Annotated in this window: 18 protein-coding genes and 10 pseudogenes; 11 read left to right on the top strand and 17 right to left on the bottom strand. The window is 62.1% G+C overall.

Annotated elements, in window-relative coordinates; genetic code table 11:
* Positions 1-36: 36 nt before the first annotated feature.
* On the bottom strand, positions 37-519 hold the full coding sequence (locus tag CO657_RS03315) for an Lrp/AsnC family transcriptional regulator (RefSeq protein WP_054181916.1): 483 nt from the start codon (positions 517-519) through the stop codon (positions 37-39).
* Positions 520-624: 105 nt separating this feature from the next.
* Between CO657_RS03315 and CO657_RS03310 the strand changes: the two genes are divergently transcribed.
* The 6 genes from CO657_RS03310 to CO657_RS03285 all read left to right on the top strand — a co-directional run bounded on the left by CO657_RS03310 (position 625) and on the right by CO657_RS03285 (position 7,814).
* Complete coding sequence (locus tag CO657_RS03310; protein WP_054181507.1) at positions 625-1,836, top strand: diaminopropionate ammonia-lyase; 1,212 nt, start codon at positions 625-627, stop codon at positions 1,834-1,836.
* On the top strand, positions 1,833-3,077 hold the full coding sequence (locus CO657_RS03305) for a Zn-dependent hydrolase (protein ID WP_054181506.1): 1,245 nt from the start codon (positions 1,833-1,835) through the stop codon (positions 3,075-3,077). The genes CO657_RS03310 and CO657_RS03305 overlap by 4 nt, the downstream gene beginning before the upstream one ends.
* A complete protein-coding gene (locus tag CO657_RS03300) occupies positions 3,074-4,234 on the top strand; it encodes a M20 aminoacylase family protein (RefSeq protein WP_054181505.1) in 1,161 nt (386 codons plus the stop codon). Before CO657_RS03305 ends, CO657_RS03300 begins: the two co-directional genes overlap by 4 nt.
* Positions 4,235-4,381: 147 nt before the next feature.
* A complete protein-coding gene (locus tag CO657_RS03295; RefSeq protein ID WP_054181504.1) occupies positions 4,382-4,807 on the top strand; it encodes a hypothetical protein in 426 nt (141 codons plus the stop codon).
* Positions 4,808-5,224: 417 nt separating this feature from the next.
* On the top strand, positions 5,225-7,405 hold the full coding sequence (locus tag CO657_RS03290; protein ID WP_054181503.1) for a methyl-accepting chemotaxis protein: 2,181 nt from the start codon (positions 5,225-5,227) through the stop codon (positions 7,403-7,405).
* A gap of 100 nt (positions 7,406-7,505) precedes the next feature.
* Positions 7,506-7,814 (top strand): Dabb family protein, encoded by a 309-nt coding sequence (locus CO657_RS03285; protein WP_012556827.1) that lies wholly within the window; start codon positions 7,506-7,508, stop codon positions 7,812-7,814.
* Here the strand turns inward: CO657_RS03285 and CO657_RS03280 are convergent.
* From CO657_RS03280 to CO657_RS03255, 7 genes are all read right to left on the bottom strand, one after another.
* Entirely contained in the window at positions 7,811-8,305 is a 495-nt protein-coding gene (locus tag CO657_RS03280; protein WP_012556826.1) for a hypothetical protein, read from the bottom strand. The genes CO657_RS03285 and CO657_RS03280 overlap by 4 nt on opposite strands.
* A 159-nt stretch (positions 8,306-8,464) precedes the next feature.
* A complete protein-coding gene (locus CO657_RS03275) occupies positions 8,465-9,364 on the bottom strand; it encodes a metal ABC transporter solute-binding protein, Zn/Mn family (protein WP_012556825.1) in 900 nt (299 codons plus the stop codon).
* 16 nt (positions 9,365-9,380) lie between these two features.
* Positions 9,381-10,253 (bottom strand): metal ABC transporter permease, encoded by an 873-nt coding sequence (locus tag CO657_RS03270; RefSeq protein ID WP_012556824.1) that lies wholly within the window; start codon positions 10,251-10,253, stop codon positions 9,381-9,383.
* On the bottom strand, positions 10,250-10,999 hold the full coding sequence (locus tag CO657_RS03265) for a metal ABC transporter ATP-binding protein (protein ID WP_012556823.1): 750 nt from the start codon (positions 10,997-10,999) through the stop codon (positions 10,250-10,252). The genes CO657_RS03270 and CO657_RS03265 overlap by 4 nt, the downstream gene beginning before the upstream one ends.
* Complete coding sequence (locus CO657_RS37895) at positions 10,996-11,124, bottom strand: hypothetical protein (RefSeq protein WP_012556822.1); 129 nt, start codon at positions 11,122-11,124, stop codon at positions 10,996-10,998. Before CO657_RS37895 ends, CO657_RS03265 begins: the two co-directional genes overlap by 4 nt.
* Positions 11,125-11,717: 593 nt before the next feature.
* Positions 11,718-12,203 (bottom strand): peroxiredoxin, encoded by a 486-nt coding sequence (locus CO657_RS03260; RefSeq protein WP_012556821.1) that lies wholly within the window; start codon positions 12,201-12,203, stop codon positions 11,718-11,720.
* A 91-nt stretch (positions 12,204-12,294) separates the two neighbouring features.
* Entirely contained in the window at positions 12,295-13,146 is an 852-nt protein-coding gene (locus CO657_RS03255; RefSeq protein ID WP_012556820.1) for a protein-disulfide reductase DsbD domain-containing protein, read from the bottom strand.
* 139 nt (positions 13,147-13,285) lie between these two features.
* Here CO657_RS03255 and CO657_RS03250 point away from each other — a divergent pair, with 139 nt between their 5' ends.
* The 4 genes and pseudogenes from CO657_RS03250 (at position 13,286) to CO657_RS03235 (ending at position 16,191) form a co-directional block, all read left to right on the top strand.
* Positions 13,286-13,891 carry a YqgE/AlgH family protein gene (locus CO657_RS03250; RefSeq protein WP_012556819.1) on the top strand — a complete coding sequence of 202 codons (606 nt, stop codon included), beginning with the start codon at positions 13,286-13,288 and terminating at the stop codon, positions 13,889-13,891.
* 118 nt (positions 13,892-14,009) lie between these two features.
* Entirely contained in the window at positions 14,010-14,201 is a 192-nt protein-coding gene (locus tag CO657_RS03245; protein ID WP_003546001.1) for a CsbD family protein, read from the top strand.
* Positions 14,202-14,292: 91 nt separating this feature from the next.
* Positions 14,293-15,357: pseudogene (locus CO657_RS03240) on the top strand (zinc-binding metallopeptidase family protein).
* Positions 15,358-15,682: 325 nt separating this feature from the next.
* A pseudogene (locus CO657_RS03235) lies at positions 15,683-16,191 on the top strand (NUDIX hydrolase).
* 237 nt (positions 16,192-16,428) lie between these two features.
* Here CO657_RS03235 and rnhA read toward each other — a convergent pair.
* The 5 genes and pseudogenes from rnhA to CO657_RS03210 form a co-directional block, all read right to left on the bottom strand.
* Positions 16,429-16,884, bottom strand: a complete 456-nt coding sequence (gene rnhA / locus CO657_RS03230) for a ribonuclease HI (RefSeq protein WP_003588090.1) — start codon at positions 16,882-16,884, stop codon at positions 16,429-16,431.
* Positions 16,881-17,846, bottom strand: a complete 966-nt coding sequence (locus CO657_RS03225) for a homoserine kinase (protein WP_012556816.1) — start codon at positions 17,844-17,846, stop codon at positions 16,881-16,883. The genes rnhA and CO657_RS03225 overlap by 4 nt, the downstream gene beginning before the upstream one ends.
* An 80-nt stretch (positions 17,847-17,926) precedes the next feature.
* Positions 17,927-18,924: pseudogene (gene ispH / locus CO657_RS03220) on the bottom strand (4-hydroxy-3-methylbut-2-enyl diphosphate reductase).
* A gap of 63 nt (positions 18,925-18,987) precedes the next feature.
* Positions 18,988-19,721, bottom strand: a pseudogene (locus CO657_RS03215) (SURF1 family protein).
* Between the two features lie 12 nt (positions 19,722-19,733).
* Positions 19,734-20,112 (bottom strand): annotated as a pseudogene (locus tag CO657_RS03210) (DUF983 domain-containing protein).
* Positions 20,113-20,244: 132 nt separating this feature from the next.
* Between CO657_RS03210 and CO657_RS03205 the strand changes: the two are divergent.
* Positions 20,245-20,875, top strand: a pseudogene (locus tag CO657_RS03205) (chloramphenicol phosphotransferase CPT family protein); the annotation flags it as partial.
* 355 nt (positions 20,876-21,230) lie between these two features.
* Here CO657_RS03205 and CO657_RS03200 read toward each other — a convergent pair.
* The 4 pseudogenes from CO657_RS03200 to ctaD form a co-directional block, all read right to left on the bottom strand.
* Positions 21,231-22,107 (bottom strand): annotated as a pseudogene (locus tag CO657_RS03200) (cytochrome c oxidase subunit 3).
* 61 nt (positions 22,108-22,168) lie between these two features.
* Positions 22,169-22,775, bottom strand: a pseudogene (locus CO657_RS03195) (cytochrome c oxidase assembly protein).
* Positions 22,776-22,910: 135 nt separating this feature from the next.
* Positions 22,911-23,857 (bottom strand): annotated as a pseudogene (locus tag CO657_RS03190) (heme o synthase).
* A 66-nt stretch (positions 23,858-23,923) separates the two neighbouring features.
* Positions 23,924-25,627, bottom strand: a pseudogene (gene ctaD / locus CO657_RS03185) (cytochrome c oxidase subunit I).
* Positions 25,628-25,642: the final 15 nt, after the last annotated feature.

Genomic DNA, 25,642 nt, shown 5'->3' with positions numbered 1-25,642 from the left:
TTCGACAATGCGACTTGGCAAGCGGCGCCGCCGGTCTCAGCGCTCGATCGGAATGCCGAGACCGACCTTCACCCGATCCATAGCGACGAATGTGCGGAAGCGCTTAACGTTGTTATTGCCGAAAAACAGCCGGCGCGTCAGCGCCTCGTAATCGGCCATTGAGGGGACGACGATGACCAGGATGAAATCCGCCTCGCCGGTGACGTAGTAGCACTGCTGGATTTCGGGCGCGGCCGCGAACTGGCTTTTGGCCTGTTCGATCTGTTTTGCCGTTTCGCTGATAACCTCCACCTCCACGAAGATGGTGATCGATTGCCCGAGGGCTGCGGGGTCGAGAACGGCGACGTTTGCCCGGATGACCCCATCCTCGGTCATCCGTTTGATCCGGCGTTGGACGGCCGGCGCAGACAAGCCGACGGCTTCGCCGATCGTTCGTTGCGGCGTCATATTGTCCCTTTGCAGGATCGCCAGGATTTTGTGATCGAAAGCATCCAAGGGAGATTTTAGCGGCCGGCTCAAAACGGGGCTCCAACGAAAGAAAATTGCAAAACCAAGCCCGAAATACAGCGCCTTTTTCGCCTCGCCTGCAATATATTTTAGCCGAACAATTGAAATGAGGCGCTCATGTTTCTGCAGAACACCCATGCCGACTACCGCCAGCCCCTCGACCCGCGGGACGCCGAAATCCTCGGCATGGAGGCCGCAGACGCGGTCGAGCGGCACCTGGCTTTCCGGGAAAACCATGCGGAAACGCCTCTCGTTAACCTGCCGGCACTGGCGGCCGAACTCGGTGTCGCCTCGATCCACATCAAGGACGAAGGCCACCGGCTCGGCCTCGGAAGCTTCAAGGCGCTTGGCGGTGCCTATGCCGTGATCCGGCTGGTCCTCGAGGAAGCGGCAAGGAGGCTCGGCCGTGCCGTCGATGTCTCGGAATTGCATTCTTCTGATGTCCGGGAGGTGGCCGAGACGATGACCGTCGCCTGCGCCACCGACGGCAATCACGGCCGGTCGGTTGCGCAAGGCGCGCAGCTTGTGGGAGCCCGCGCGGCGATCTTCGTGCATGCCGGCGTCAGCGACGAACGCGTCGCCACCATCGCCCGCTTCGGCGCCGAGATGATCCGTGTGGACGGGACCTATGACGATTCCGTTCGGGAGGCGGCGCGCATTGCCGCGGAGAAAGGCTGGACCATCGTCTCGGACACTTCGTGGCCCGGCTATGAGCGCATTCCCGGGCTGGTGATGCAGGGCTACACCACCCTTGTCCGGGAGGCGCTGAGGGCAATGCAGCAGCCGCCCACCCATGTCTTCATTCAGGCCGGCGTCGGGGGGATCGCCGCAACCGTCGCAGGCCACATGGCGATCGCCTTCGGCGACGAACGCCCGACCTTCACGGTCGTCGACCCCGCCCGCGCCGCCTGCCTGTTCGAAACGGCGCGGGCGGGACATCCGGTGACCGTTGCCCATGGCGAGCCGACCGTGATGGCAATGCTCGAATGCTACGAACCGTCGCTCGTCGCCTGGCGTATCCTCTCGCGTGTCGCAGACGCATTCATGACCGTCGATGAAGATGAGGCGATCGCGGTGATGAGGCGGCTTGCCGATCCGGCCGGGAACGATCCGGCGATTGTCGCCGGCGAAAGTGGCGGGGTCGGGCTTGCCGGGCTGATTCGCGCTGTCGGCAATCCCGAGATCAAGCAAGCATTGTCTCTCGACCGGCAGTCCCGCATCTTCCTGGTCAACACCGAAGGCGCGACCGACCCTGGCAAGTATGAGGAGATCGTCGGGCTGTCACCGGCCGCAGTCGCCCGGAAAAACAAGACTGGAGCTTCAGCGTGAGCCATCGTTCGATCGATTCTACGCGTCTGCTCGGACGCATCGCCGAGCTCGGCGCGATCGGCCGCGATGCCGAGGGAAGGCTTGTCCGCCTGGCCGCGTCCGATAGCGAAAAGCTCGGGCGCGATCGGTTCGTCTCCTGGCTCGAGGACGCCGGGCTGGAGGTGGCGGTCGACCGGATCGGCAATATCTTCGGTATCTGGAATGGCACCGGTGGGGGTGAAAAGCCGGTCATGATCGGTTCCCACATCGACACGGTGATCAACGCCGGCATCTATGATGGATGTTATGGCGTGCTGGCTGGCCTCGAAGTGATCCAGACGCTGAAAAGCGAAGGGCTCGAACCGCGGCGCCCCATTGTCGTTGCCGCCTTCACCGATGAGGAAGGTGTGCGCTATGCGCCTGATATGATGGGTTCGCTGGTCTATTCCGGCGGCCTCGATGTCACCGCAGCACTCAAGACGGTGGGCACGGACGGTACGGTGCTCGGCGATGAACTGGCGCGGATCGGCTATGCCGGCAGCCGTGCGCCCGGCTTCATGACGCCGCACGCCTATGTCGAACTGCATATAGAGCAGGGTCCTGTTCTCGAGAGGGAGGGTGTGCCGCTTGGCGCGGTCGAGAACCTGCAGGGTATTTCCTGGCAGAAGGTGACGATCGACGGCGATGCCAACCATGCCGGCACGACACCGATCTCGATGCGCCGCGACGCCGGCTACGCGGCTGCCCGCGTCATCACCTTTCTGCGCGACCGCGCCAAGGCCTCGAATACCCCGACGGTCGCGACCGTCGGCTGCATCGCTTTTGAGCCGAACGCCATCAATGTCATTCCTTCACGCGCGACCTTCACGGTCGATCTGCGCGATCCCGACGAAGACCGGCTGAAGCAAGAGGAAACCGCGCTCGCCGCATTCCTCGAGCTGCTTTCGGCCGAGGAAGGGGTTGGCGTATCCGTCGAACGGCTGGCGCGCTTCGAGCCGGTCAAGTTCGATCAGGCGATCGTTCGCCAGATCGAGGCGGCCGCCAGGGATCGCGGCCTGCCGTGCAAGCGGATGACATCGGGTGCCGGCCATGACGCCCAGATGATTGCCCGCATCGCGCCTGGTGCGATGATCTTCGTGCCGAGCCGCGGCGGCATCAGTCACAATCCGAAGGAATTCACGGCAGATACGGAGCTTGTCGCCGGGGCGAATATCCTCCTCGACGTCATTTGCGGACTTGCAACAGGGGAACTGCCGAGATGAGCATCGACAGCCGGAAGCTGGAACAGGACATGACCGCCTGGAGGCGCGACCTTCACAGCCATCCCGAATTCGGCTTCGAGGAGAAGCGGACGGCGGCTTTCGTCGCCCGGAAACTGCGGGAATTCGGTCTCGACGAGGTTGTCGAAGGTGTCGGCGGCACCGGGGTGGTCGGAACGCTCCGGCGCGGCGGCGGCAACCGCTCCATTGCGCTGCGCGCCGATATGGATGCTCTGCGGATCACCGAACAGGGCAATCGGCCCTATCGATCGCAGACCGCCGGCGTGATGCATGCCTGCGGCCATGACGGCCATACGGCAATGCTGCTTGGCGCCGCCAGGATGCTGTCGGAGGACGGCGATTTCGACGGCACGGTCCGCTTCATCTTTCAGCCGGCCGAGGAATGGGGCAAAGGCGCCTTGGCGATGCTCGACGATGGGCTGATGACGCGCTTTCCTTTCGATGAAATCTACGGCCTGCACAATATGCCGGGCCTTCCGGTCGGTGTTTTCCAGACCCGTGCCGGCGCGATCATGTCGGCTGAGGATAATTTCGAGATCGTGCTCAAGGGCGTCGGCGGACACGCCGCGCGTCCGCACTCCGGCAACGAAGTGCTGGTCGCCGCCTGCGCATTGGTGACGAACCTCCAGACCATCGTCTCCCGCCGGCTCGATCCGACCGATATCGGCGTCGTCTCCGTCACCGAGCTTCTGACCGACGGCACGCGCAACGCCCTGCCAGGGCTGGCCCGCATTCTCGGCGATGCCCGCAGCTTCCGCCCCGAGGTCAGCGCCGCGATCGAGAGGCAGATGCGCCTGATCGCCGAGGGCACCGCGCTCGCCCACAACGTCTCGGCCGAGGTGAATTATACGAGAGAATTCATCCCCCTCCTCAATGATGCCGCGCTGGCCAAGGAAGCCTTTGCGGCAGCCCGCAGCGTCTTCCCGTCCGAGAACGTCAAGGTCCGGCGCGAGCCGATGACCGGATCGGAAGACTTCGCGCGTTTCCTCGACCATGTCCCCGGCTGCTTCGTCTTCCTCGGCAATGGCGAAGGTTCCGCGCCGCTGCACAATCCGAACTACGATTTCAACGACGACGGACTGATCCACGGCGCGAACTTCCACGCGAGCATCGTCCGCAGGCGGTTGAACGCCAGCTGACGAGCGGGCGCGGCCGGCCGTCCTTGACCCGGTTTTCGGATGGCAGCGGGTTACGCGAATGGACGAGGCATTTGCAACCGCCTCCGCCAAACCATTGACCAACGGCCTGCGATGTGCGCCTCTCATGGCTTGCACAAGGAAAATTCGATGCTCAAGTTTCTGCTCACCCTCTCCTTGGGTGTTTTTTGCGTCTCGCCGCTTCAGGCCGGCGAACTCACTCCCGCCACCAAGAGCTGCCTGTCGGGAGAAAAACAGGGACACTGCGAACGCTGGGTCAAGGATTACAAGACGGCCATGGAGCAGGCGCAGAAGGGCGATCACGGCGCCCAGGTGACCGTCGCCTTCTGCCTGTCCACAGGCTGCCATGGCGCCGTCACCATCGACCGGGTCGCTTCCTGCAGCTGGCATCTGGTGATTGCCAATTCCGGCGCTGCGACGGTGCTGGACAGTTCCAACCTCAGGAATACCTGCCGGCCGATGACACCGGCGGAGAAAGACCAGGCCCGCGCCTTGTCCGCCGACCTCGTCCGGAAGATCTACAAGCGCCCCATGAACACGACCGACCAGATGTAGTTCTATTTGCCAAGCTTGCTAGGCGGCTTGGTTGATGGATTTGAGTAATCGGTGGGCGAGTTTCATTTCGTTTCGCCTTCCGAATGCAGGGCACTGCGCGGTTTTGCTGGAATAGCCTTATGCCCTTAAGCTTATATTCACCGACTGCTGGTCTTGTGTTGCCTGCAATGAAAATCGTCATCGCGATGCGGGGAAATTGCCGCCTTCGATGACGATCTGCAGGGCGCGCGGTGATATTTCCGTCTGCCCCTTCGGGATGAGCCCGCCAAAATTCCAAATCGCTTGGTTTCGAAGACAGAGACGCGTGCCTGACCGCACGCATGCATGGCGCGCCTATCCATATTCAGCGCCGCCAGCCTTCCTCGATGACCTCGCACGTCCGAAGAGAATTCATCAGCCGAAGCGAAGGGCTTGAAGATGATCAGAACCGTTTCAGCGAAACTCATCCTTGCGACCGGCACTGCGATCGCAGGCGTCCTGATCGCTTACACCGCCTTCAATGCGGTGAGTGCCAAGAACAATACCGAGCGGGAGGTCATGGCGCTTGCGACCGAACAGGCGGCCGTGGTCAGCCAGCAGGTGGCGACCGATATCACCGAGGCCACCTCGGCCGGCGCGGCTCTGGCCGCAAGCCTCTCGGGTTTCGTCGAGGGCGGATCGAAAAGCCGGGCCGACATCGTCGCGATGATCAAGACCGTGGCGCCGCAATATCCGAGCGTGTTCGGCGCCTGGATGTGTGAGTTGATCGATGGTCCCCACCCGACGACCGGCACGGACGCCTTGAACAAGGAAGGCATTTTCACGCCCTATTGGACGAAGGGCGACGACGGCAAGATGGAATTCTCGACATGGAGCATCAAGCCTGAGGACGAATATTACAGCGCGCCGCTGAAGAGCGGAAAGGCGATCATCACCTCTCCCTATCTCACCAATATGAAAAAGCTGGTCACCTCGGTTTCAGTGCCGATGCGGGTGAACGGGACTGTCGTCGGCCTCGCCGGCGTCGATATCAAACTCGACGATCTCACCGCCGCGCTGACCGAGATGCATCCCTTCGATGGCGGGCGCGTCATGCTGCTTGCCAATGACGGCAAATGGCTCGCCCATCCCGACAAAGACAATCTGATGAAAGACTATGCCGACGCCGGTGCTGCCGACGTCAAGCAGGCGCTCACCGACGGCAAGATGCGGGTAATTTCAGGATTGCCTGATGGTGCCGTGCGCCTCATCTATCCCTTCACCGCCCGCGGCATGAACACCACCTGGGCAGCCGTTCTCGACGTGCCGGCCGCCACCTTCTCGGCGCCGGTCTGGCAGCAGATCTACAACACCGTTATCGGCGGCGTTCTCATTCTGGCGGTGATGCTCGGCGTCATCCTGACGGCGAGCCGCATCCTGATCGGCAAGCCGCTGAAGGGCATTCTGAGCGCCGTCCAGAAAATGGCAGGCGGGAATTATCGCGAGCCGATCGACCATAATGGCAGCGGCGACGAACTCGGCAGCCTGAAGGGCGCGCTCGAAAAATTTCGCCATCAGCTCGCTCGCGGCGAGACACTCAAGGACGAGCAGGAAGCGCTGCAGGCACAGGTCGAGACCGACCGCAAACGCCAGGGCGACCTCGAGCAGGCCAAGGCGGAGGATCTGCGCCATTTCGTCGAAGTCGTGCAGAGCCGGTTCGACCTTCTGGCTTCGGGCGATCTCACCGTGCGCATGAACGAGACGGTGGCGCCTGAGTTCGAGACGATCCGGGCAAACTTCAACACGTCGGTTTCCGCCTTGGAAGACACCATCCGCAACGTCGTCAACGCCGTATATACCATCCGCTCCGGCCTCGGCGAGATTTCGACGGCGTCGAACGATCTGGCGCGGCGCACGGAACAGCAGGCCGCCTCGCTGGAGGAAACCGTCGCAGCTTTGGGTGATGTCACCCGCGGCGTCAACGACACCTCGGACGGGGCAAACAGCGCGCAGCAGACGATGAAGCTCGCCCGCGCCGACGCCGAAAAGGGCGGAGAGGTCGTAGCCCGCGCGATCGAGGCGATGACCGAAATCCAGGGTTCCTCCGGCAAGATCGGCAATATCATCCGGGTGATCGACGAAATCGCCTTCCAGACGAACCTGCTTGCGCTCAATGCCGGTGTCGAGGCCGCGCGCGCCGGTGAAGCCGGCAAGGGCTTTGCCGTCGTCGCCCAGGAAGTGCGCGAGCTCGCGCAACGCTCCGCCCAGGCGGCGAAGGAAATCAGCGGGCTGATCTCGATGTCGTCGTCGCAGGTTCAGACCGGCGTCAACCTGGTCGAGGAAACCGGTGTGGCGCTCTCCAAGATCGTCGATCGCGTCGTCGGCATGAGCGACACGGTCAATGAAATCGCCACAAGTGCAAAGGCGCAGGCAACCAGCCTGCGGGAAGTGTCCGCCGCCGCCGATCTGATGGACAAGGTCACCCAGCAGAACGCCGCGATGGTCGAGGAGACGACAGCCGCAGCACAGGGGCTTGCCCAGGAAACGGAGAACCTCGCAGCGGTCGTCGGCCGTTTCGGCCTCGGCGGCGCCATGTCCCGCGGCAGCCAGGCGCCGGCAGCCATGAAGCTGGCGAGCTGATCCCGACCTTCACGCCGCAACGTCTGCGTGAAAATAAATACCATTGCCCTCCCGGCTTTCGCGGCTATTCTGCCGGCACAGAAAATCGGGAGGACCACTGATGATCCTGCACTGCGTATTCCTGCGGCTAAAGACCGCGATGACTGGAGACGAGAAGCAGTCGCTGTTTGCGGCGATCGCCGCCCTGAAACAGGTCATTCCCGGCATATTGGATATCAAATACGGGCCGAATGTTTCGCCCGAAGGCCTGCATGGCGGCTTCGTCGACGGTTTTGCCGTGACCTTCGAAAGCCCCGAGGCCCGCGACGCCTACCTCATCCATCCCGAGCACGTGACCGTCGGCGAGCGCATCGTCTCGTCGACCGATGGAGGCCTCGCCGGCATCCTGGTCTTCGACCTCAATATTTAAAGCGCTCCGGCTGCCTCGCCAAGCACCAGGTAGTGTCTCGCCCGAAACCCGATCTTGATGAAAGCGGCAGATTGGCCGCTTGCGCAGTCGTGCGGAGCAAAGCCCTTGGGCAACATCTCTTCGACCGAGGATGATACTTCATGCCTGGCGAGGACATCGAGCTTTTGAGAACGATCGAACGCTGCAATCTCGATCGCCTCCTTCCCGATTAGCACAAACGCAAAATGCCCCTCGTCCGCCACGTAGTTGTTCGCGGCAAGATAGTTGTTCACCCTGGCGGCCAATGCATCGCGGGAAGGCAACCGATCCTGGTAGGGCTGGAGCAGACAAACCGCCTGAGCATCAAAGGACGATATGCTGGAAAATTTCGTGGCCTTGCCAAGCGGGATGTTTCTGAAAGCGTCTTCGTCCAAGGAACCGGCCTTGGCCAACGGCCCGTAAGCAATCGATGCCAACGTCGCCAATGATGCAATAAATCTGGTGAAGCGCATTCTCGTCTCTACCTTCCGCTCAGACGTCGAATACAGCCCTGCGTTGCTTCCGGTGTCAACAAAGCATATCCAAGCGATGGCGGCTGTCTGCAATCCCATTCAAGCGACGTCGCATTTTTCCTGGGATTGCATTGAGGGCCGCGACCGAACCCTCGCTCCTCAGCTCGATTTCGCCATGGCGGCGGCGAGCTGGTCGACATTGTAGCGGAACATCTTCTCGTAGGTCGGCGCCGGTCCCTTGGCGTCGGAGAGCGATTCGACATAGAGCTCGCCGCCGGGCTCGGCGCCGGTTGCCTTGGCGACCTGTTTGACCAGGCGGGGGTCGTTGGAATTCTCGAAGAAATAGGCCTTCACGTGCTCGCTCTTGATCTGCTCAATCAGCTTGGCGACGTCGGCGGCCGAGGCCTCGCTTTCGGTGGAAAGACCGAGCGGCGCCAGGAAGGTGACGTTATATTCGCGGCCGAAATAACCGAAGGCATCGTGGCTGGTCAGCACCTTGCGGCGGTCGTCGGCGATCTTGTCGAATTTCGCATGGGCGTAGGCGTTCAATTCGTCCAGCGTCCTGGTGTACTTCTCGGCATTGGCCTTGAAGGCAGCGGCATCGGCGGGATCGGCTGAAGACAGCGCCTTTTCGATATTGGTGACCCAGATCTTGACGTTCTCAGGGCTGTTCCAGACATGCGGATCGGTGATTTTTTCGCCATCCTCTTCCATGGTGCGGGTGTTAATGCCTTCGGAGACCGTCACCGGCTTGCCCTTGTAACCCGAGGCGGTGATCAGCCGGTCCATCCAGCCTTCCAGCCCTTCGCCGCTGACGAAGGTCACTTGCGCTGCGTTCAAATTCTTGGCGTCGGCCGGCGACGGCTCGAATTCATGGGGGTCGCCGTTCGGCCCGACGAGGCTCTTCACATCGACGTGGTTGCCGCCGACCTCTCTGACGACGTCGGCAAGCACGGTGAAGGACGCCACAACCTTCAATGTTTCGGCGGAGGCCGGCATGGCCGACAGCGCCATCAAAGCCGGGATTGCTGCGGAGAGAAGCAGTCTGTGCGGTGTCATCGAAGTCTCCTTGGGATCAGCCCTTTAAATGCGGGCGGGGAAAGAAGCGTCGGGCGATGCCCGAGGGCGCGAAAAAGATCGAAAAGGCATAAAGGATCGCCGCCGTCATGATGATCGTCGGGCCGGAGGCAAGTTCCAGATGGTAGGAGGCGATCAGGCCGAGATAGCCGGAGGCGGCGGCACTTGAAGCAGCGATCGCCATCATCACAGCTAGACTGCGCGACCAGAGCTGGGCGATGGCCGCTGGCAGCATCATCAGGCCGACCGCCATCAGCGTGCCGAGCGCCTGGAAGCTGGCAACGAGGTTTAGGACCACCAGCAGCAGGAACAGCACATGATGGACCGGGCCGCGTCCGCCGACGGCGCGCAGGAAGCCGGGATCGAAACATTCGGCCACCAGCGGCCGGTAGATGACGGCAAGGGTGACGAGGGTCAGCGAGGTGATGGCGCCGATCAGATAAAGCGCCGAAGCATCGATCGCCAGGATGGTGCCGAAGAGCACGTGCAGCAGATCGATATTCGAGCCGCGCAGCGAGACGATCAGCACGCCGAGCGCCAACGATGCGAGATAGAAGCTGGCAAAGCTCGCATCCTCCTGCAGCACGGTCATCCGGCTGACGGCGCCGGAAAGAAGCGCCACCGACAGGCCGGCGACAAGCCCGCCAAGCCCCATCGCCGTCAGCGACAAGGAGCCGGCGACGAGATATCCAATCGCCGCCCCCGGCAGCACGGCATGGCTCATGGCATCGCCCATCAGGCTCATGCGCCTGAGCATCAAGAAGACGCCGATCGGCCCGGAGCCGAGCCCAAGGCAAAGGCAGGCGACGAGGGCGCGACGCATGAAACCGAAATCGGCAAAGGGCGCGAGGAAGAGATCGTAGACCGTCATGCCGCCGGCGCCTGTACGGGGCCGCAAGCCTCGGCATCCTCGTCCCAGCGCTCAGCCATGGCGCGGGCCTTCAGCAGATTGGCTGACGACATGACGTCAGCGGTCGGCCCCCATCCGACAAGTTCGCGGGCCAGCAGCAGGGTCTCGGGGAAATGCGCCCGGACCAACTCGAAATCATGCAGCACCGCGATGACAGTGCGGCCCTCGCCATGCCAGCGGCTGACGATATCGATGAGGTCCCGGGTGGTGCGGGCATCGATTGCCGCAAACGGCTCGTCGAGCAGGATGATGCCGGCATCCTGCAGCAACAGGCGGGCAAAAAGCACACGCTGGAACTGCCCGGCCGACAGCGATCCGACATGCCGTTTTCCAAAACCGTCGAGGCCGACTGCGGATAGCGCCTCGCCTGCCCTTTTCATCTCGCCGGGCGCAATGCGGCCGAAGGCACCGGCCGTCTTCCAGGCGCCCAGCATGACCGTATCGATGACCGAGATCGGAAAACGCCGGTCGATCTCGGCCGCCTGCGGGAGATAACCGAACTCCGCCCGTCCCAACCGATGCTCGACCCTGCCCTCGACTGGTCGAAGCTCCCCCATGATCGCCTTCAACAGCGTCGACTTGCCCGCCCCGTTCGGCCCGGCAATCGCCGTCAGGCTGCCCTTCGCAAAGGCGCCGGAGACATGATGGATGGCGGGATGCCGGTTATAGGCGACGGTCAGATTGTCGATACGGATCACCGGCGTCATGGCAGCAGAACCGCCCAATGGATTGCCAGCCAGAGGACGGCAACCGCCAACGAGATGCCGATCACCCTTGAAAGAGCCGACTGTCCCAGCAGGCTGACGGAGGGGCGGTCGGGGCTGGGGGGCATTGGCTGATCCTAAAATGTAATAACATTACGGTTATGTTATAACGATTGCGGCGAGATTGAGGCGAGGGCTGATTGTCCAGGAAATTGAGATACGGGTAGGCGTAGGTGGCATTTCCAACGTGCCCGCGATGGAGGGCGATGGCGGCTCGGGGAGCCCCTCCACAACTTCGCGAGAAAAACCCCTCCCCAACCCCTCCCCACAGGTGGGAGGGGCTAATATGCGGCACCGATTTCGCCTCCCGCGATCTCGGTATTCTCGGCCTGGATTTTCTCACGAGACGGTGCAGCAGGTTAAGCCCCTCCCCCTTGTGGGGAGGGGTTGGGGAGGGGTCTTTGAAGCATCAAGCGGTGATCGCGAACGTCCCTCGACCCAAGCTCTCTCCTTCAGCACCGGGCGTGGATCCCAGGCTCGGCGGCCTGGGATGACGGAGAGTGGGGGAGCGTTTCTGCCAAACTCGCCGTCGGCAAGCATCCGCACGACAGAACAGCCGTGGCCTGAAAGGAAGGAGGGCGCTTCCCAACATAACGAGCGGCGCAACAACAATTGAAAAGGGCGACCGAATGGCCGCCCCTTCATCTCTCGGAATGAAAACTCAGAGCAGTTCCAGCATCGCCGCAGCACCAGAAACCGTGGCCTGGCCAGGGCTTTCCTCGACGTTGAGGGCTTTGACCACGCCGTCTTCCACCAGCATCGAATAGCGCTTGGAGCGCAGACCGAGGCCGCCGCCGGAGAGGTCGGCGTCGAGGCCGACGGCCTTGGTGAAAGCGGCGTCCCAATCGGCGAGGAAGTGGATCTTGCCCAGGCCGCCGGAGGATTGCGCCCAGGCGCCCATCACGTGCCAGTCATTCACGGCGATGACAGCGATGTCGTCGACGCCCTTGCCGAGGATGGTGTCGCGGTTTTCGAGATAACCCGGCAGGTGGTTCAGCGAGCAGGTGGGCGTGAAGGCGCCGGGCACGGCAAACAGCACGACGCGCTTGCCAGAGAACAGCTGCTCGGTGGTGATTTCGACCGGGCCGTCGGCGGTCTTTTCCTTGAAAGTGGCGGCAGGAAGCTTGTCGCCGATCGCGATGGTCATGATCTTCTCCTTGAGTTCCGGTTTTTTGGGTTTTGGGATTCCGGCTGGGCGGGGGGCGCCGCAGGGGCTCTGCCGCGACTATAAGAGCCGGTCAGTCAAAGGCAAGTGTGGTCTCCATCGCCCGCGCGCCGTCGATGACCAGCACGCCCCAGCGCTTGCCCGATATGTCGTAATTGTCAGGCAACTTGCCGATGGCGACATCGACCTTGAAGCTGGCGCCGTCGCGTTTGCCGCCGATCTGCTTGGTGAAGGCATAACCGCTCGGCCCGGTGACGATGATATCGGGGGGGCCCTTGCTCTCGCCTGAACCCTTGGCCGGCAAGACCAGCGTTAGCGACAGCGTCTTCCTGTCAGGCGACATCGCATGCGCGGTCACGTCGAAATCGGTCGACGGCGGCTGCGGCAGCCTTGCATCGGCCGCCCGGAGGATCGTCTCCTCCTCCGGATGCGACTGGATGGCGGGGCCGAGCTTCAGCTGAAAATTCGCCTGGAAGGGTATGCAGATATCCCTGCAGATGCCGATAAAGGCCAAGGCGTCGATCTCGACCGGCCCCTTGCCTGCCGCCTTCAGCGACAGCGGCAGCGTCACCGGCGCGTCATAGGCGATATCCTCGATCGCGCCGTTGAAAAAATGCTTCGGGACGGGATAGGCGATCGCATCGAGCGTGACAGCGCTGCCCGCCGCGATGGTCACCTGGGGCGGAATGCCGTTGCCGCCGGGCTCTTTCCAATAGGTGATCCAGCCGGGCTTCGGCTCGATCTGCAGGGCGGCGCGGATTTTGCCGGCGGCATCGGGCGCCAGTGCCACCAGGCGCATGCGGCCGCCCTCATTGTCCGCCCAGGCGCTCATTTCCGCATGAGCGGAACAAAGGGGGGCAAGGACTGCGGCCGCCGAAAAGACCGCTAGGAAAAGCCGACGCGAGACCGAGGAAATAATCATCATGGAACAACGGTTTACCGAAACTGAGGTTTCGCCGCCAGAAGTCGCGGCAATTTAAATCTTCATTTTTGGTTGATTGATGTGTGACATTGGCCCATGCTTCTCGTGTCAAGCCTCGGTGCGGTTGGCAGCAGGAGGAACGATGTCCTTATCGACGCTGAAGAACAGACGGGAACGTGGCTTCTTCGATGGCCAGTTCCTCATCGCCATGCCGGGCATCGAAGACCGCAATTTTGCGCGCACGGTGATCTATATCTGCGCTCATTCGGATGCCGGCGCCATGGGCTTCGTCATCAATCGCCCGCAGAGCCTCACCTTCACCGATGTGCTGCTGCATCTCGACATGATCAAGCAGGAAGATCAGATCGTGCTGCCGCAGCGCGCCCGCGACTTCCCGATCCAGACCGGCGGTCCGGTGGAAAGCGGCCGCGGCTTCGTGCTGCATTCGGACGATTATTCCAGCGACTCCTCGATCCCGGTCAGCGACGACATCTGCCTGACGGCGACACTCGACATCGTGCGCGCCATCTCCAAGGGCGATGGGCCGACGCGCGCGACGATGCTGCTCGGTTATTCCTCTTGGGGCGCCGGCCAGCTCGAAAACGAGGTCGTCAACAATGGCTGGCTCACCTGCCCGGCCAATGAGGAACTGATCTTCGATCGCAGCCTCGACGACAAATACGAGCGGGCGCTGGCCGGCATGGGCGTGACCGCCGCCATGCTTTCGGCCGAAGCGGGGCATGCCTGATAAAGCTGGCCTGATAAAGCTGGCCTGATAAAGCTGGCTGGAACGAATTGCGCCGGCTGACGTTTCATTTCGGCAAACACGGGCACGAGGCCCATGCTTGACGAAGGAGACATCACATATGGGTAGCACCAGCGACAAGATCTCGGGCAAGGCAAACGAAATTGCCGGCAAGACCAAACAGGCCGTCGGCAAAGCCACCGATGATCGCGAAATGCAAGCCAAGGGCGCCGTTCAGGAAGCCAAAGGCAAGGGCCAGGTCGCAACCGGCAAGGTCAAGGACAAGCTCAAGGGCGCTGTCGACCGGCTCTGAGCCCTAAGCTCATCCGTTAAGAACCATGCCTGCTGCGCCCCTCGCGCGGCAGGCATTTTTTAATCGCCCACCCTCATGGCAGGGACATAAGATGAAGCTTTTCGCCTGCGACAACTGCGATCAGGTCGTCCACTTCGACAACCGCCATTGCGTGCGCTGCAACCATCGGCTCGGCTTCCGGCCGGGTGATCTCGCCATGCATGCGCTGGAGCCGCGCGACGAGACGCTCTGGCAACTTGTTTCCAATCCCGAGCGCGACGTCCGCTTCTGCGCCAATGCCGGTCTCGATATCTGCAACTGGCTGGTGGACGGCGACAGCGACAGCGAATTCTGCGTTGCCTGCCGCCATAACCGGCTGGTTCCGAACACCGATACCCAGAACGGCATCGATCGCTGGCGGCGCATCAGCCAGGCGCAGCGTCATCTGTTTTATTCGCTGTTGCGCTGGAGGCTACCGCATCCCGATCGGGTGCAGGATCCTGAAGGTGGCCTGGTCTTCGATTTCCTCGAGGATTCGATCGAGAGCAACGGCTATGTCGTGCCGGCCATGACCGGCCATGAGGAAGGCCTGATCACCATCCGCGCCGCCGAGGCCGACGATGCCACGCGCGAGCAGGCGCGCAGCTCGATGAACGAACCCTACCGCACCCTGCTCGGCCATTTCCGCCACGAGACCGGCCATTTCATCTGGAACAAGCTGGTGCGCGACCGCGACGGCCTGGCGGAATTCCGCGCCGTCTTCGGCGACGAACGGCAGGATTATATGCCCTGCAAAACCACTATGCCGGCGGCGCCCCCTGGGATGGCAGGACAATTTCATCAGCGCCTATGCGGCCTCCCACCCTTGGGAAGATTTCGCCGAATGTTTCGCCCATTACCTCCATATCGTCGACACACTCGAAACCGCCCGCGCCTTCGGCATCGCCATCGATCCGCGCGGCCATGAGGAAATCGCCGGCGAGGTGGATTCCTCCCCTACCGGGCAAGCAGCGCCGAACAACTGGTCAGCGCCTGGGTACCGCTCAGCCTGGCGATCAACGCCATCCAGCGCAGCATGGGCCAGCCGGACTCCTACCCCTTCGTGCTGTCCTCACCCGTCGTCGCAAAGCTCGAATATCTGCACCGGCTCATTCAGGGGGCTGCGACGGCGGCGTAGTAAGTGGGGTGAGTTTGCTGGAAAAGGGTGTCGCGGCGAACTTCACTGATGCAGCGCGAGAAGTGCCAAACGGCCGCTTCGCTGCCATGAGGCACCACTATATCTCCACCCTCATTCCTGTGCTCGTCACAGGAATCCAGTGCGCCCAAGTCCTTGGGCGCGAGAAACTCTTTCGCGTTACATGAGTCATTCACCGCGCCGACGCGCGGTGGCTGGATTCCTGTGACGAGCACAGGAATGAGGAGCGAGGGGGACAATCTGGCCTATTGTCGGCCTCCAAAACCAGAGATAAGCCCTTTTGCCGCATATTGGAGGACACAAAACCATGGACGATGCCGCTCGAACCATGATCGTGCTGGATGCCAGCAATTCCCGCTTCCAACTACGGGCGGGTGCATTGATCCGCGCCAATGGGCATATCCTGATCCACCGCGTCGTCGGCGATGCTTTCTGGGTCCTGCCCGGCGGACGCGTGGAGTTTCACGAAGCGGGTGCCGAAACGCTCGCACGCGAAATCGAAGAAGAGATCGGCTGCCGGGCCACGGTCGGACCGTTGCGCTTCATCATCGAGAATTTTTTCGAATTCGCGGGACGAAGGATTCATGAAGTCGGTTTCTACTATGAGGCGGAGCTCCTGAGCGCCTTGCCCTTTCATGAAACCGATATCGTCCACCGTGTCCGCGACGGCGCGCCGATCTGGAATTTTGCTGGGCTTTGCCAAGCAGAGACGTGCTCGATCGGTTCAATCTGCAACCGATGCCGCTGCGTGACCTCATCGAGACGATGCCAGACGGCGTCCAGCATCTGGTGCGGCGTGATATGGCGCCCCGATGAAGTCACCTTAGACCGCTGCCTGCCCGGTTAAATCCTCAACCCAGGGAGATTGCCGCCTGCCCCTCATCCGCCTGCCGGCACCTTCTCCCGCTTGCGGGCGAAGGAGGCATGCCGCGACCTCTCGGTCCCTCGCCAACGTCTCGCGTGGCACGTCCCTCGCCCCGTTTTTACGGGGAGAGGGTTAGGGTGAGGGCAGCCTTCAGGGCGCAGGCGTAATCCCCACAATCGCCCGCGCTTCTAAAACGAAACCGCCTTGCCCTTCTTGAAAGGCTCCATGCCCCGGCGCGCGAGTTCATCGGCGCGTTCGTTTTCCGGGTGGCCGGCGTGGCCTTTGACCCAGTGCAGCGTCACGGTGTGGCGGTTGCGGGCTTCTTCGAGCGCCTGCCAGAGTTCGGCATTTTTTACCGGCTTCTTGTCGGCGGTCTTCCAGCCGTTTTTCTTCCAGCCGAAAATCCATTTGGAGATGCCGTCTTTGACGTAGGCGCTGTCGGTGTAGAGGTCGACCTCGCAGGGGCTCTTCAAGGCCTGCAGCGCGGAGATCGCCGCCAGCAGTTCCATGCGGTTGTTGGTCGTATCCGCTTCGCCGCCGCAAAGCTCCTTTTCGACGTCGCCATAGCGCAGCACGGCGCCCCAGCCGCCGGGGCCGGGATTGCCGGAGCAGGCGCCGTCGGTGAAGATATCGACGTGTTTCATAGGCTCAATCCGTATTCGGCCGGCGATTTGATCTGGCGGTGGAAACGCAGCTTGCGGAGATATTCGAGCGGGTCCTTCTTGGTGACCATGGCGCCTTCAGGCGTCGTCAACCAATCATAGAGCCGCGTCAGGAAGAAGCGCAGCGCCGAACCGCGCGACAGCACCGGCAAAGCGGCAATCTCTTCGCCGCTCAACGGGCGCACGCTCTGGTAACCCTCGAGCATCGCTGTGCCCTTGGTGATGTTGTAAGCGCCGTCCTTTTCGAAGCACCAGGCGTTCAGGCAGATCGAGACGTCATAGGCGAGCAGGTCGTTGCAGGCGAAATAGAAATCGATCAGGCCGGAGAGCGCGTCACCGAGGAAGAAGACGTTGTCGGGGAAAAGGTCGGCGTGGATGATGCCGGCCGGCAGGTTTTTCGGCCAGGCGGCGGCGAGGAAATCGAGTTCGCCGCGGATCTCGTCCTGCAGGCCGGCCTCGACCTCGCCGGCGCGCGCCTCGGATTTCTCCCAGAGCGTTTGCCAGCCGTCGATCGACAGCGCGTTCGGGCGCTTGAGTTCAAAACCATCGCCGGCGACATGCATTTCGGCCAGCGCCCGGCCGACCTCGCGGCAATGTTTGGCCTCCGGTTTCCGCAGCCACATGCCTTCGAGGAAGGAGATCAGCGCCGCCGGGCGGCCGGAGAGCGAGCCGAGCAGCGCGCCGTCACGGCGCGGCAGCGGCAGCGGGCAGGAAAGACCGCGGGCGGAAAGATGCTGCATCAGGCCGAGAAAGAACGGCAGATCGGTCTTTTCCACGCGCTTCTCATAAAGCGTCAGAATCAGCGGATCCTTCGAGGTATGCAGCAGGAAATTGGAATTTTCGACGCCTTCGGCGATGCCTTTGTAGGAGAGCAGCGTGCCGGCGTCATACTCCGTCAGGAACCACTTCAGATCGTCTTCGGCGATATCGGTATAGACTGCCAAGTGAGGTCTCGCCTTCATGCATTGCGGTTATTGGGCCACCGGATCGACCATCCGGCGTCGATAGGATTTCCGTCTGGGGATCAGCCGTTGACGAAGGCCATGTCGGCCGCCGTCAGCTCGATGCTGCGCAATTCGCGGTTGACCAGGAAATTCTCGGTTTCCTGCACCGTTTCGGCCAGCTCGACGCGGGCGTCGAAGCGGGCGCGGAAGGCCTCGATGATCTCGTTGACGATGACCTCGGGGCGGAGGCGCCGGCGGAAAGGCCGAGCGTCGAAATCGCGCCGATCTCATCCCAATCAAGCTCGGCGGCGCGCTGCACCAGGATCGATTTCTTCCCCTGCCCGCAGCGCCACTTCGACGAGGCGCTTGGAATTGGAGGAATTCGGCGCGCCGACGATGATGAAGAGATCGCAGCCGGGGGCCGCCTGCTTCACCACTTCCTGACGGTTGGTCGTCGCATAACAGATCGAGTCGGCGGCCGGCGCCGTCAGGTTGGGAAAACGCTCCTGCAGGCGGGCGATGACACCGGCGGTATCATCGACCGACAGCGTCGTCTGGGTGACGTAACCGAGATTGTCGGCGTCGACAGGAATATAGGCGTCGGCATCCTCGATCGTCTCGATCAGCGACACCGAACCCTCGGGCAGCTGGCCCATCGTGCCGATCACTTCGGGGTGGCCGGCATGGCCGATCAGGACGACATGGCGGCCAAGGCGATTGTGGCGCATCGCCTGCTTGTGGACCTTGGAGACCAGCGGGCAGGTGGCGTCGAGGTAAAAGAGATTGCGGCTTACCGCATCTTCCGGCACGGATTTCGGCACGCCATGGGCTGAAAAGACCACCGGCTGGGCGCGATGCTCGGCCGGGATTTCGTCCAGCTCCTCGACGAAGACGGCGCCCTTGGCCTCCAGCCCCTCGACGACATAGCGATTGTGGACGATCTCGTGGCGCACATAGACAGGCGCGCCATAGGATTTCAGCGCCAGCACGACGATCTGGATGGCGCGGTCGACGCCGGCGCAGAAGCGCGCGGCCCGCAGAGCCTGATCGTCAAAGGAGGTTTCGCCGCAATATTCATGTCTGTTCCGGATTGAGAGATTTAGGGACCTCTAGCCCAATATAGGTGGAAATTGAAGCGATACTATTGCGCCGGCTGCTTGCCCGGCTTGCGAAACCAGGAGATCCCCACCACGGCAATCAGCACGGCGGCCAGCCCATACCAGGTGAAGGCATATTGCAGATGGTCGTTCGGCAGATCCACCTGGGTGACGCCGCCGATCGGCAAGCCGGCCGGATTGGGAGTTGAATCGGCATCGACGAAAAACGGAATGACGCGGGCCTTCTCCAGCCCGACGCTTTCGGCCATGACGTCGAGATCCTTCCAGTAGAAGATGTTCTTGGCGACGTCGTTGTCGGGCACCACCCAGGAGGGTTTGCCGGGAAGTTTTTCGCGGGCGAGACCGGTGACGGCCTGCTGATCCGTCAGCTGGCCCTGCATGCGCATTTCCGGCTCCTTGTTGTCATAGGGAACGAAGCCGCGGTTGACTAAGAGCACGCGCCCGTCGGCAAGCTCCAGGGGCGTATAGACGTAGAAGCCGGTCTGGCCGCGCCAGGTGGCGAAGAAGTGGCGCTCCTTGTTGTTGATATAGCGGCCGGTGGCGGTGACTCTGCGGTATTCGATATCGCCGCCGTTGCCGCCATCGCCTCGATATCGGCAAGCGGCACGGGGGCCGCTGCCTGCCGCGCGGCGATATCGGCGATCAGGCCCTCTTTCCAGTGGAGGCGCTCCACCTGCCAGGTGCCGAGCGAAATCAGGATGGCAAGGGCGATCAACACCAGGATGCCGGTGAGGACGGGCAGCCGGCGGCGCGGCATGGCATGCTCTATTCAGTCACTCAGGCGTCCTTCGCGGGCATTGTGGCGGTATTGCATGGCGATCAGGATGCCTTTGAACCAGCGCAGCGTCGCAAGCGACAGGATGATGGTCAACGGGCCGAAGAGCAGGATATGCACCCAGATCGGCGGCCCATAATTCACCTGCAGCCACAGCACCATGCCGATGACGATGAAGCCGACGATGAGGATGACGAAGACGGCCGGCCCGTCGCCGCATCGGCGAAGGAATAATCGAGGCCGCAGGAAGCGCAGCGCGGCTTGACCCCGAGCAGGCCGTCGAACAACTTGCCCTGACCGCAGCGCGGGCAGCAGCCCTTGATGCCTGTCTTGACCGGATCGACGGGGGATAATGGGCGCTGTCTTCGCTCATGTCATTCCTTCTGGCCATTCCTTCTCGGCAGTCCATCCTGCCTTAACTCTCCCATAAAGTATTCGCATCCGAATGGAAATGCCTGCGCGGTTTCGTCTCAGTGATTTCGCGCCAAACAGAAGAAGAAGACGGATGACCAACGACAACCATGCCGGCCAGATCATTATTTGAAACGGTGCGCCCAGAAGCGGCAAATCCAGCATTGCCCGCGCAATCCAGGACGAATTCGCGGGGCCGTGGATCAACCTCGGCGTCGACAGCTACAATGATATGACGCCGAAGCGCTACCTGCCCGGCATCGGGCCAGGCCGGGCGGCGAGCGGCCGGAGCTCGAAGACCTGGTGCCGTTCCTCTATGCGGCCCTTTATGAATCGATCGCCATCCATGCCGGATTTGGCCTCAATGTGGTGGCCGATCTCGGCCATCACGACAGCTACTCACAGCCGCTCGGCATTCTCGCCGACTGCGCCCGGCGCCTAGATGGCTTTTCCGTGCTGTTCGTCGGCGTGCGCTGTCCGATCGAGACGATCATGCAGCGGCGTGAATTCAAGCAGGAAGGCCGCGAGACACTGTATGTAAGAGCCACCGAGGAGACGCCTGTGCCGGAGCCGGTGCAGCGCTGGCAGGACGAGGTGCACCGGCCGGGCATTTATGACATGGAGGTCGATACGTCGGTGCTGACGGCACTCGAATGCGCCGAGGCGATCCGCCATCAATTGGATCTCGGCATTCCGACCCCTCGGCTTTCGAACGGATCGCCGGCGGCGGTGAGAACGGGCGAGGCCCAAACGGGCAAAGGCATGCCGCGGTCTCTCGACTCCCCCTTCTCCCCAGCGGGAGAAGGTGCCCGTAGGGCGGATGAGGGGGCCGCAGAAACAGGTCTTTCCAAACGTTGCGGGGGGCGACCGCGCCAGCATTGTCTCGCCCATGTCGCTTACTGGGATAGGCGTTACGGGCGTGGTGCGTGTAGCCCCTCATCCGCCTGCCGGCACCTTCTCCCCGCTGGGAGAAGAGATTTGCGGCAACCGCTCCGTTCCCGACTGACGAGAACCGAGCATGGGGGACCACACACAAAAAAGGCGGGCACCCGCCCGCCTTTTCCTTGAATATCGCTGCAATCAGCCGGCCGCGACGGGCGCGCCCCAGCCGCCCCAGACGTAGATGCAGAAGAACAGAACAGCCAGACGACGTCGACGAAGTGCCAGTACCAGGCGGCCGCCTCGAAGCCGAAATGCTGTTTCGGGGTGAAATCGCCGCGCAGCGACCGGATCAGGCAGACCAGCAGAAAGATGGTGCCGATGAGGACGTGGAAACCGTGGAACCGGTTCGCCATGAAGAAGGTCGCGCCGTAGATCGAATTCTTGAAGGCGAAAGGCGCGTGGGCATATTCATAGGCCTGGACGCTGGAGAAGAAAATGCCGAGCAGCACCGTCAGCGTCAGGCCCTGGATCAGGCCCTTGCGGTCGTTGTGCAGCAGCGCATGGTGCGCCCAGGTGACCGTCGTGCCCGACAGCAGCAGGATGACGGTGTTGTAGATCGGCAGGTGCCAGGGATCGAGAACCTCGATGCCCTTCGGCGGCCAGGTGCCGCCGGTATAGAGCAGGCGCGAGCCTGGATTGCCTCGTTCGGATAGAGGCTGGCGTCAAAATAGGCCCAGAACCAGGCGACGAAGAACATCACTTCCGAAGCGATGAACATGATCATGCCGTAGCGCAGGTGCAGCGAGACGACGCGGGTGTGGGCGCCCTCATGGGCTTCCTTCACCGTATCGGCCCACCAGCCGTACATGACGTAGAGAACCAGTGCGAAGCCGATGTAGAAGAGCCAGGGGTTCGCGAGTTCGGCGCCGGCGACCTTGAACGATCCGCCGTTCAGGTAGCGCATGTAGCAGACGCCGCCGATCGCCATGATGAAGGCGCCGAGCGAGGCGAGAATCGGCCACGGGCTCGGATCGATGATGTGATAGTCGTGATTCTTCTGATGAGCATCGGCCATGTAGCTATCCCCGGATGTCTTCCTTCACTCCGTTCCCGGCATAGCCGGAAACGAGCCTTGATCAAAGTTTCTTTTCACTCTTTACCGCTCACCCTCATTCAAAGCCAACGCTTCGGACCTCTTTCGGGTAGAACGTATATGACAGCGTGACCGTGTGGATATCCTTGGACTCCACGGCCTTGACGATTTCCGGGTCGATGTAGAACACCACCGGCATGTCGAGCTTTTCGCCCGGCTTCAGGTCCGTTTCCGTAAAGCAGAAACATTGCACCTTATTGAAAATAGACGCCCGCCTCACCCGGCGTGACGTTGAAAACCGCCTGGCCGCGCTGCGTCTCATTCGAGCGATTCTCGGCGGTGAAATGAACCTGGATCGTCTCGCCGATCTTCGGATTGACCTCGCGCTCGACCGGCTTGAAGTCCCATTGCAGGCCGGGCGCGACATTGGCGTCGAAGGTGACGCGCATCGTGCGGTCGAGCACGACGCTCGACACCTGGTCGACGCGCTGCGTCGTGCCGTTATAGCCGGTGACCTGGCAGAAGATCCGGTAGAGCGGCACGGCGGCATAGCTCATCGCGCCCATGCCGAAAACGAAGCTCAGGCACATCATCACGACGGCGCCGTTGTTGCGGGCCGGCTTTTTCGGTGCAGGGGCGTTGTCGCTCATCCGGCCATTCCCCCACGATCTTCACGATGGTGATCGCGTAAAAGAGAACGACAAGGCCGGCGAGCACCAGCCCAAGGGCGATGTTGCGGTTGCGGCGCGACTTCATCTGCTTTTCGGTGAGCTTAACGAGATCCATCAGAACCAGCCTCCGGTGTGCGAGACGAAGATCGAGCCAGCCGGTCGATCATCAGGGCGGAGAACACGGCGAAAAGATAGAAGATCGAGAAGGCGAACAGCTTCTTCGCCGGGATCATCTTCAGATCGCCGTCGGGCATACGCCAGACGGCGATGGAACAGTAGATGAAGATCGCGCCGAGCGCGGCGGCCACCAGGCCGTAGCCGAAGCTTGCGAAACCGAGGAAGGAGGGCAATATCCCGCAAACCGCGGTCAGCACCGCATAGGCGACGATCTGATGCTTGGTTACCCGCTCGCCGGCGACGTTCGGCAGCATCGGCACGCCGACGGCCTCGTAATCGCGCATCTTGAACAGAGCCAGCGCCCAAAAGTGCGCCGGCGTCCACAGGAAGATGATCAGGAAGAGAACGGTGCTCTCGATCGTCACGCTGTTGGTGACGCAGGCCCAGCCGATCATCGGCGGGAAGGCGCCGGCAGCGCCGCCGATGACGATGTTCTGCGGCGTCGAGCGCTTCAGCCACATGGTGTAGACGACGGCATAGAAGAAGATGGTGAAGGCAAGGATGCCGGCCGACAGCCAGTTGACGGCAAGGCCGAGGATGACGACCGAGAAGCCTGATAGCACCAGGCCGAAGGCCAGCGCTCCGAGGGCGCGATGCGGCCGGCCGGGATCGGACGCTTGGCGGTGCGGCTCATGATGGCGTCGATATCGCGTCATACCACATGTTGAGCGCGCCGGAGGCGCCGGCGCCGACGGCGATACAGAGAATGGCGATCAGGCCGAGGACGGGATGGATGTGGCCCGGCGCCAGCACCAGGCCGGCAAAGGCGGTGAAGACACGAGCGACATCACCCGCGGCTTCAGCAATTCGAAATAATCGCGCGCACTCGCTTCCGACAATTCGCCGTCCTTTGCAAGCGCCCCGTGATTGTCGATAACCGTCATCATTCCGTCCTGAATGTCAGAATACCAGGACGCCGTAACGAATGCGGCGTCCTGATACCCGCGCAATTACTTGATGCGCGGAAGCTGTTCCCACTGGTGATAGGGCGGCGGCGAAGGCAGCTGCCATTCGAGCGTCGTCGCACCCTCGCCCCATGGATTGTCGCCGGCGACGCGCTTCTTGGCGAAGGCTTCGAAGACGCCGAAGAGGAAGATCAGCACACCGAAGGCCGAGATGTAGGAGCCGATCGAGGACACATAGTTCCAGCCGGCAAAGGCATCCGGATAATCGATGTAGCGGCGCGGCATGCCGGCGAGGCCGAGGAAGTGCTGCGGGAAAAACACCAGGTTGACGCCGATGAACATGATCCAGAAATGCAGCTTGCGACCAACTCGTTGTACATGTAGCCGGTCATCTTCGGGAACCAGTAATACCAGCCGGCGAAGATCGCGAAGACGGCGCCGAGCGACAGAACGTAGTGGAAGTGGGCCACGACGTAATAGGTGTCATGCAGCGAGCGGTCGAGACCGGCATTGGCGAGCTGGACGCCGGTGACGCCGCCGACCGTGAACAGGAAGATGAAGCCGATCGCCCAGAGCATCGGCGTGCGGAACGAGATCGAGCCGCCCCACATCGTCGCGATCCAGGAGAAGATCTTCACACCCGTCGGAACGGCGATGACCATCGTCGCGAAGACGAAGTAGCGCTGTGCGTCGAGCGACAGGCCGACCGTGTACATGTGGTGGGCCCAGACGACGAAGCCGACGGCGCCGATCGCGACCATGGCGTAGGCCATGCCGAGATAACCGAAGATCGGCTTCTTCGAGAAGGTCGAGATGATGTGGCTGACCATGCCGAAGCCCGGCAGGATGAGGATGTAGACTTCCGGGTGACCGAAGAACCAGAACAGGTGCTGGTAAAGGATCGGGTCGCCGCCGCCTTCCGGAGAGAAGAAGGAGGTGCCGAAGTTACGGTCGGTGAGCAGCATGGTGATGCCGCCTGCCAGAACCGGCAGCGACAGCAAGAGCAGGAAGGCGGTGATCAGCACCGACCAGGCAAACAGCGGCATCTTGTGCAGCGTCATGCCGGGGGCGCGCATGTTGAGGATCGTGGTGATGAAGTTGATCGCACCGAGGATCGACGAGGCACCGGCGATATGGAGCGCAAAGATCGCCAGGTCGACCGCCGGTCCCGGCGTGCCGCTTGTGGCCAGCGGCGGATACATGGTCCAGCCGCCGCCCGTACCGTAGGCGCCTGCCGGCCTTCGACGAACATCGACAGCAAGAGTAGCGCGAAGGCCGGAACGATCAGCCAGAAGGAGATGTTGTTCAGGCGCGGGAAAGCCATGTCGGGGCGCCGATCATGATCGGCACCATCCAGTTGGCGAAACCGCCGATCATCGCCGGCATGACCATGAAGAAGATCATAATCAGCGCGTGCGCTGTGGTGAACATGTTGAACATCTGCTTGGCGCCGTCGATGGCGGCATCGCCCTCATAGCCGTAGACCATCGAGGCCAGACCGTGGAAGATCTGGATGCCAGGCTCCTGCAACTCCATACGCATGGCAACCGACAGCGCGCCGCCGATGATGCCGGCAATGATCGCGAAGATCAGGTAGAGCGTGCCGATGTCCTTGTGGTTGGTCGAGAACAGCCAGCGATTGGCAAAGCTCGGCTTGTGCCCGTGATCGTGGTGATCGTGGTCATCATGAGCGTGGTCGTGATGGGCGTGATCATGAGAATGATCGTCGTGAGCGGAAGGTCCAGCCATTTGTCCGATCCCTTA

It is taken from the genome of Rhizobium acidisoli, assembly GCF_002531755.2.
GTDB lineage: Bacteria > Pseudomonadota > Alphaproteobacteria > Rhizobiales > Rhizobiaceae > Rhizobium > Rhizobium acidisoli.
Note: the sequence above shows the minus strand (reverse complement) of the source record. Positions and strands in the feature narration are given on the sequence as shown.

What these genes read in the sequence shown, in the direction of transcription:
- CO657_RS03310 (WP_054181507.1), top strand. Translation starts at nt 625, where the DNA reads ATGTTTCTGCAGAACACCCATGCCGACTACCGCCAGCCCCTCGACCCG.
- CO657_RS03300 (WP_054181505.1), top strand. Translation starts at nt 3,074, where the DNA reads ATGAGCATCGACAGCCGGAAGCTGGAACAGGACATGACCGCCTGGAGG.
- CO657_RS03295 (WP_054181504.1), top strand. Translation starts at nt 4,382, where the DNA reads ATGCTCAAGTTTCTGCTCACCCTCTCCTTGGGTGTTTTTTGCGTCTCG.
- CO657_RS03290 (WP_054181503.1), top strand. Translation starts at nt 5,225, where the DNA reads ATGATCAGAACCGTTTCAGCGAAACTCATCCTTGCGACCGGCACTGCG.
- CO657_RS03285 (WP_012556827.1), top strand. Translation starts at nt 7,506, where the DNA reads ATGATCCTGCACTGCGTATTCCTGCGGCTAAAGACCGCGATGACTGGA.
- CO657_RS03280 (WP_012556826.1), bottom strand. Translation starts at nt 8,305, where the DNA reads ATGCGCTTCACCAGATTTATTGCATCATTGGCGACGTTGGCATCGATT.
- CO657_RS03275 (WP_012556825.1), bottom strand. Translation starts at nt 9,364, where the DNA reads ATGACACCGCACAGACTGCTTCTCTCCGCAGCAATCCCGGCTTTGATG.
- CO657_RS03270 (WP_012556824.1), bottom strand. Translation starts at nt 10,253, where the DNA reads ATGACGGTCTACGATCTCTTCCTCGCGCCCTTTGCCGATTTCGGTTTC.
- CO657_RS03265 (WP_012556823.1), bottom strand. Translation starts at nt 10,999, where the DNA reads ATGACGCCGGTGATCCGTATCGACAATCTGACCGTCGCCTATAACCGG.
- CO657_RS37895 (WP_012556822.1), bottom strand. Translation starts at nt 11,124, where the DNA reads ATGCCCCCCAGCCCCGACCGCCCCTCCGTCAGCCTGCTGGGACAGTCG.
- CO657_RS03260 (WP_012556821.1), bottom strand. Translation starts at nt 12,203, where the DNA reads ATGACCATCGCGATCGGCGACAAGCTTCCTGCCGCCACTTTCAAGGAA.
- CO657_RS03255 (WP_012556820.1), bottom strand. Translation starts at nt 13,146, where the DNA reads ATGATGATTATTTCCTCGGTCTCGCGTCGGCTTTTCCTAGCGGTCTTT.
- CO657_RS03250 (WP_012556819.1), top strand. Translation starts at nt 13,286, where the DNA reads ATGTCCTTATCGACGCTGAAGAACAGACGGGAACGTGGCTTCTTCGAT.
- CO657_RS03245 (WP_003546001.1), top strand. Translation starts at nt 14,010, where the DNA reads ATGGGTAGCACCAGCGACAAGATCTCGGGCAAGGCAAACGAAATTGCC.
- rnhA (WP_003588090.1), bottom strand. Translation starts at nt 16,884, where the DNA reads ATGAAACACGTCGATATCTTCACCGACGGCGCCTGCTCCGGCAATCCC.